Source organism: Actinomadura sp. HBU206391, from assembly GCF_014323665.1.
Classification (GTDB): Bacteria; Actinomycetota; Actinomycetes; order Streptosporangiales; family Streptosporangiaceae; genus Actinomadura_C.
The window spans coordinates 20,732-27,382 of the sequence record NZ_JABVEB010000079.1 but is presented as its reverse complement, the minus strand read 5'-3'; the positions used below and the strand labels follow the sequence as shown (position 1 = coordinate 27,382).

The following is a 6,651-nucleotide window of genomic DNA, read 5'->3' as shown; positions in this document are numbered from 1 at the left end:
GAGGGCCTCGACCTGCCGGAGGTGTCCCTAGTGTCGATTCTCGATGCCGACAAGGAGGGTTTCCTGCGGTCCGAGACCTCGTTGATCCAGACGATCGGCCGAGCGGCGCGGAACGTCTCCGGGCAGGTGCACATGTACGCCGACCAGGTCACCGCCTCGATGGAGCGGGCCATCGACGAGACCAACCGGCGGCGCGCCAAGCAGGTGGCCTACAACACCGAGCACGGCATCGAGCCCACGGCGCTGAGAAAGAAGATCGCCGACATCCTCGACTCGCTCGCCCGCGAGGACGCCGACACCGAGCGGCTGATCGGGGGCGCCGGCCGTCAGCAGAGCCGCGGCAAGGCACCGGTGCCGGGACTGTCCTCACGGTCCAGGGAGACGGGCCGGCACGCGGCGGACCTGGTGGGGGAGCGACCCCGCGAGGAGATGGAGTCGCTCATCGACCAGATGACGGCTCAGATGCACCAGGCCGCAGCCGACCTTCAGTTCGAGCTCGCCGCCCGGCTCCGCGACGAGATGAAGGAGCTCAAGCGCGAGCTGCGCGACATGAAGGAGGCCGGCGTCCGGTAGCGGTCACGCGATCCCACCGGATCACCTGCTCCCACGTCATCGGGCCGCGTACGCCGACTTGTCTCAATCGGACGTCGTCGACACCGGGCGAGGACATGCGCCCGAACGTGTGACATTTCGCCCTGGGTCAGTGATAGAGCTTGATTTCTGCTGCTTACCCGGTAAAGCTTCCATTTACCTACAGTCATTTCGGGTCATGGGCGCAGTGCGGATCGTGGGGGGCAGGCCGGGTGCGGGAGGACTTGCAGGCGCATCTCGATGAGCTGATGAAGCAGTACCGTGCCAAGCGCTCCCAGCTCCAGGATCTGCAACGGCAGATGGGCTCGGCGCAGGCCATCGTCGAGGCGGCCGACGGCATGGTGACGGTCACGGTGGGAGCGCAGGGCCGGCTGACCGGTCTGGAGTTCGACCCCCGGGTGTACCGGAGGCTGTCGCCGTCGGAACTCGCCGAGTGCGTGCTCGCGGCCGTAAACGAGGCCGCCGGGCAGGTCGGCGACCAGGTACGGGCGGTGCTGGAACCGTTGGTGCCCGCCGACACCGCCTTCGGCGATGTGGACGGGGCCGATCTGTCGAAGGTGCTTCCGCAGCGACCGGACGACCTCGAGGCGATGAAGCAACGCTACGGGCTGCGCGACAAATGAGACACGGTGGATTCTCGATGGAACGAGCGGGCGATGAGTGAGCTCCGGGTCGATCCGGCCGGTCTGAGGCGTTCGGCCCAGGGTTTCACGGACGGTTCGAAGCGGCTCGGGAAGATCCACGATGCCTTGGACGGCGCGTTGTCCGCGGAGGGCAAGTGCTGGGGCAACGACGACACCGGTAAGCAGTTCGAAAGCGAATACCTCAAGCAAGCCGAGAAGGTCCTCAAGCAGTTCGGTGATCTGAGCAAGAGCGTGGCCGAGATCAAGACCGGTCTCGACGAGATGGCGAAGGTCTACCAGAAGGCCGAGGACGGCTCCCTGCGCGCCGTCAAAGGCGTGGGGCGGCGTTAGCGCGTGGGGCTCGTACTCCCGTCCGAACTCCAGTGGCTGGAATGGATCGTCGGGTCCGACTGGCCTGAGGGCGATGAGACGGCGATGCGCCGTGCCGCCGAGGCGTGGGTCGGAGCCGTCGCCGACATCGACGACCTGATCGGCGACCTCGAGGCGACGGCGACGAAGGTGCTCGGCACCGTCGACAGCGCGGGAGCCGAGGCCTTCCGAAGGTACTTCGAGACCTACGTCTCCACGGATCCGCAGTATCTGCCCAAGCTGTCGCAGGCATGTCAGGCGCTCGCCCAGGCGATGAACAACGGCGCGAACGAGATCGAGTACGCGAAGTACATGTTCATCGCCCTGTTGATCATCACCGCGATCGAGATCATTTCATTGATCGCCGCGGCGTATGCGACCTTCGGCGGGTCGACGGCGGCGATCCCCGCGGTTCAGGTAGGGGCGCAGATCACCTCGCGGACGATCCTGCAGAGGCTGTTGATCGCGATAGCCAGGGACGTGGCGCGCGGGCTCGCCGAGGGCGTGCTGCTGGACCTCGTGATCCAGGGAGTCCAGATCGGGAAGGGCGACCGGGACGGCGTCGACTGGGGCAAGTCGGGTGCGGCCGCTCTCGACGGGGTCGTGGGCGGTGTCATCTCCGGTGGCCTCGGCGTCGGGATGGGCCGGCTGCCCGGGCTCGGCGAGGGGGCCGAGACCGCACTCTCGGGCATGCTGAGAGGGGCCGCTCGCGAGGGCCTCTCCGAGGGGATCGGCGGGGTCGCCGGCACCGTCGCCGATGCCGCGATGTCCGGTGATCCGCTCACCGCCGAAGGGCTGGCCATGAGCGCCACCTCCGGTGCGTTCGGCGGCACCGTCGGCGGCGGCAGAGTCGGGCTCGGCGAGGTCGAGGTCCCCCAGGTCGGCTCACCGAATCTGGCCGGCCCGGCCGATCCCGGTACGGCCCGGGGCGGTGCGGCCGGCGACGAGTCCTCCTCGGGGTCGTCATCCGGCTCGGGCGCCTCCGGCACCGGCTCCGGTTCTTCCGGTTCGGGTGGCTCCGATCCTTCCGGTTCCTCCGGCTCGAGCCTGGCCGGTGGGGCCGCCGGTTCCGCCGACGGCGGGTCGAGCGGCGCTCCGGGTGGCGGGCATGGTCCACCGGGCGCCGGCGGTTATGCGGGGTCGGACGGCTCCTCCTCGGCGAACGCGTCGACCGGCGGCGGTTCTGCAGGCCCTGCCGGTGGTTCCGACGGACCGCCGGCCTCGGCCTCCGGCAGCGGCGGTGCACCCTCGGCCTTGTCCTCCGACGGCGGCGGGGGCGCCGGGCCACCGGGCGACGGCGGCTCGAGTCCATCGGGCAACCGGGTCGCCGACGCGCTGAACACCCAGACCGTCGGCGACTCGTCCGGGCCGTCCTCGCACGCCCCACCGGGCCCCGGTCACGCCTTCCCCGCCGATCCGGGGAGCTCTCAGGGGGCGCCGTCCGCAACGCACGGCGGTGACCCGCAGGGCGGCGGCCCGCCGGGCCGTTTCGACGCCCCGCAGCAAGGCACGCAGCTGGCCGGTGCCGCCGACTCTGCCGCCCCGCCGGGTCCTGCCGCACAGCCGGGCGCGGTCCCTCCGGGCTCCCCTGGCGGCCCTGGAGCGCCGATGTCCGACGGCCGTGCGGGCGGGCCGGCCGGCGGGTTCCCCATGGGCGGATCCACGCCGGGCGGTCCGGGGGGATCAGCCGGTCGCACGCCCGAACCCCCTCGTACTCACGACGCCGGAAGAGGCGAGAGGCCTCCGGCTCGCACGGGCGACGGAAGGGCCGAGGAGCCGCAGACCCGTCCACCACACGCGTACGCCCGCCCGCCCGCGGCCGCCCCATCCTCGGCGACCGCACGGCCGGAGAGCGCTGGCCCGGCGGTGGGATCGGGGCCAGAGATCGGTGCTGGGCCGGAGGTGGGTGCTGGGCCGGAGGTGGGCGACGGACCACAGGTGGGCGCAGGGCCGACTCTGATTCCGGAAAATCTTCCACCGCACCTGTACGACGTGTACCGCAGCAGCGAGGAGACGCCGGCCGGCCGGTCGTTCTTCGCGCCGGACGAGCAGGCCATGCGCGACCTGGCACGGCGGGTGCCGCCCGATCCCGACTGCTATGCCGTCGACGGGCACGGCCGGCCCGACGCGATGCGCGTCGGAGACGTATCGCTCAACGCCCGCGATATCGCCGAACTGATCAGAAGTGACCCCAACTGGGGCGGCCGCCCGATCCTGTTGATCTCATGTGAGACCGGGCAGGGACCGGATTCGTTCGCTGCCCGGCTGTCACGGGAACTGGGCGTTCCGGTCACCGCGCCGGACCAACAGGCCTGGACCGATACGGCGGGCAACCCCTTCTCCGGGTCCGGTACGTACAAGCCCGACGGCACGTTCGTGGCGACCTGGCCGCCGGACGGTGGCTGGAACTCGTTCGAACCTGACGGCTCCGTCACCGCCGTGGGGCAGGACGGCATGCTACGCGGCCGCGTTTGGGCTTCAGCGGGTTCGGCCATCCCCCACGCGGATGCCGACCACCGTGGGGCCGGCGACCTCCGGATGGGCGACGACGGCCGGCTGCACCGAGAGGGTGATGATCCGGGCACCTTCCGCGACCCGGATGGAACCCTGCATCGCGATGGCGATCCGGAGGGCTGGTATCGCTCCGAGAATGGAAAACTGCACCATCCGGGCGACCCAGAAGGCTCATACCGCAACGAGCATCATCACAGGTTGTACGGTGCCGGTGGGTGCATTGATGACCACCTCACCAGCCGCGATATCGACTATAAGGCGAACAAGGGGGAGCCGGAGGACTATCACATACTCGACGACACCCAGGGCGACTTGGAGGATCTTGCCGACTTTCGCGTCGACAGAACAGAAGACGGTGTTGGCGGCGGCGCGGACGCCCGAACTGATATGGCGCCGTATCTCAAGGAATTCGGCGTCAAGGTGCATGACCTGAGCTCGACGAAGCTCGACGGAATGATTACCTCGCTTCGGGACAGGGTCAACGCTGATCCGATGATGTCCGCCGAGGAGAAGGCGGCGGCGCAAGATCGTTTGTCGAAGCTGCATGATCTTGCTTTTCCGTACGGCGGAAGACAGGACGAGCTCGTCCGGGTCAGCGAGCAGATGGGCATGATCGCGGCAGTCGACTTCGCGACGAACGACCGCGGTGGCACCCTCCTCACACCGTCCGAGGACAAACCCGGAACGCCCGGAACGATCGACGTGGTCGCGTTCGTGGATGGAGATCCGCCCACCCTGCTCTGCGTGGAGGCCAAGGGCGCCGGCGCGGAGCTCCGGACCCGCACGGTCGAAGGCGACAAGAAGGCCCAACAGGGCAGCCCTGAGTATCTCCGCCATGTCCTGGCCATTGATCGCGATCTCGCCGCCGCCCTGAGCGACCACCCTGAGATAAAGGCGAAGATCGAGCAGGCTCTCGCGGCCGGGACGTTGCGGGTGGAGTACCACCTGATGCACGCCAACAAGAACGGCATGGTCAAGCGGTCGGAGTTCGACTTGACGCGGGACCCGGATCAGCCGTTCAGCGTCGACCGCATCGCAGGCGCCGCACTAGGCGACGGCCCGGGACGCGCCGGCCCCTCAGCCACCGCGCGACATGCGGCCCCTACGCCGTGGCCGGAGTACACCGCCCCTCGCTCGGCCGGCGGCGACGGCACCGAGCTGAGCAGAGCGTCCGCCGAAGACGGCGCCGATTCCGTACGCCGCGAGGCGGTGCCGGCCGATCCCCACGCACCGGGCCCCTCGGCCGCACCGGCCACGACCCCGGGCGGTGCCGTACCGGCCCCCGGCGGGCGCGCCGGCGACGGCGCCCCGCAGCGTGGCGACGACGAACCGGCCGGCAGGCCCGCCGCGCCGCACTCGGACATGCGACCGGCCGGCGTGCCGGCGTTCCGCGCTTCCGTACGGGAGGCGCCGGGCCAGGACGCGATCGACTTCGCCAAGCGGTACGCGGAGCTGACCGACCGTTACAAGAGGGCGGACCAGAACGATCCCGCCACCGAGGAACTGGCGATGGAACGCGGGCGCCTCCGCAGTGAGCTGTGGCGGCGCTTCTCCGACCCGGCGGAACGTGAGTACGCGCGTCAGTACGGGGAGGTGCACCGCAACATCGACCGGCTCGCCGTGGAGACGGGCCATGATCCAGCGGAGCTGCGTGACCGGATGAAGGCCGAGTTGAACGAGGTCTTCGCGGACAAGCCCGTCGGTATCCGTGTTCGCGAAGGGCTCCTGCTCCAGGTGCTCGACGCCGGCCGATTCAAGTCCCAGTTCGAAAGCGGAACGTCGGGCGGAGAGAACGACACGACGTACCGCGCTGATCTGGAGCGCATCTGGTTCGGCTATCCCGCCGACATGCCGGCCCACCAGCGACCGATTTATGGCTATGTCCAGATCGGTCCCGAGCAGCCAGCGGGTTTCGGCGAGCGCGGGATGATCGGGAACACCGATCAACTGACGCAGTACGGCGAGATCCAGGTCGTCCTGCGGGCGGAGGTGCTGGAACGCACGACGGCGTCCGTCGGCGACTCCCTCGACCACCGCGAGGCGACGATCCCCAGTTCGATCCTGGATCCGCGGCCGGAGTCATATGGCGCCTACCCGAGCGGGATGGAGGGGCGCGGCGAGGCCGCCCTCGCCGGCCTCGACCGCGATTATGAGAGCACGGCGTTCCGGGCGAGGGCCTACGTCGAGGCGCAGATCCACGGTGGTGTGGGCGTCGGCGACATCGATCACGTGATCCTCTACCAGGAGGCGAGCCCCGAGCTGCGCACGGCGCTGGACGCCGCGGGGGTGGACTGGCGCGTCGTCAACAACGAGCGCATCGCCGAGAGCGGCGCACCCGACGCACGTGCGAGGGCGCTGGAGCGCGCCCGTGACGACCTCGTCTGGGTCGACACGGAGATCGATCGCCTGAATGATCGCCTTTCCGGCACTGGGGTTCCGAACGCCGACCATTGGCAGGCGGCATTGGACAGGGCGCTCCGAATTCGACAACAACTACGTTCTGACATCGAGCGGCTACGGCCGGAATGAGAAGATGGTGACATGCCAAGGGTCC

At 69.5% G+C, this 6,651-nt stretch carries 4 protein-coding genes; all 4 read left to right on the top strand.

What is annotated here, in order from left to right; genetic code table 11:
- Positions 1-573 (top strand): UvrB/UvrC motif-containing protein (locus HKK72_RS21895; RefSeq protein ID WP_187236273.1); only part of this gene is annotated, 573 nt, incomplete at its 5' end.
- Between the two features lie 230 nt (positions 574-803).
- Positions 804-1,214 (top strand): YbaB/EbfC family nucleoid-associated protein, encoded by a 411-nt coding sequence (locus HKK72_RS21890; RefSeq protein ID WP_187236272.1) that lies wholly within the window; start codon positions 804-806, stop codon positions 1,212-1,214.
- Between the two features lie 33 nt (positions 1,215-1,247).
- The gene (locus HKK72_RS21885) at positions 1,248-1,565 is read left to right on the top strand and encodes a WXG100 family type VII secretion target (protein ID WP_187236271.1); all 318 of its coding nucleotides are present in this window, start codon (positions 1,248-1,250) and stop codon (positions 1,563-1,565) included.
- A gap of 3 nt (positions 1,566-1,568) precedes the next feature.
- Complete coding sequence (locus HKK72_RS21880; RefSeq protein ID WP_187236270.1) at positions 1,569-6,626, top strand: hypothetical protein; 5,058 nt, start codon at positions 1,569-1,571, stop codon at positions 6,624-6,626.
- Positions 6,627-6,651 lie beyond the last annotated feature (25 nt).